Raw genomic sequence first — 409 nt, 5'->3', positions numbered from 1 at the left:
ATGTTGCGCCCGGAGATTACAACCACCTTGGCCGGGACGGGAGCGAAGCCCTTCACGATCGCGGGATCGACGTCGGCAGCCAGTTGGGGATGAGCGGCCAGGTAGCCTGCAGCGAGCATCGAGTGCGTCTTGCCGCCACCCATCGCCTGCCGCAGCTCGAAGGCCGCCTGGTCATTGAGCCCGGCAAGCCGCTGCATCGTCATGCGCAGAAGCGTTGCCATGCCTTCCGTGACGTACGTCTTGTCGAAGAAGGTGCGGGCGTCCGCCTCCGAGTGACCAACGAGGTCCGCAAGATCCTCGATCTGCTTGGTGAGGGCGACCTCGATCGCATCCTGCTTGAACTTGCAGACGTCGAGCACAGTCTGGAGCATGTTATGGACCTTCGTTCAGCTGGCGGTTGGCGTGGCGG

1 protein-coding gene is annotated in these 409 nt (G+C 63.3%); it reads right to left on the bottom strand.

What is annotated here, in order from left to right:
• Positions 1-371, bottom strand: a 371-nt coding sequence (locus M3147_RS19115; RefSeq protein WP_368859842.1) for a hypothetical protein, incomplete at its 3' end; no start/stop codon positions are given.
• Positions 372-409: the final 38 nt, after the last annotated feature.

Source organism: Agromyces mediolanus (genome assembly GCF_023715325.1).
Classification (GTDB): domain Bacteria; phylum Actinomycetota; class Actinomycetes; order Actinomycetales; family Microbacteriaceae; genus Agromyces; species Agromyces mediolanus_A.
The sequence above is the reverse complement of the archived record's forward strand: the minus strand, read 5'-3'. Positions and strand labels throughout refer to the sequence as shown.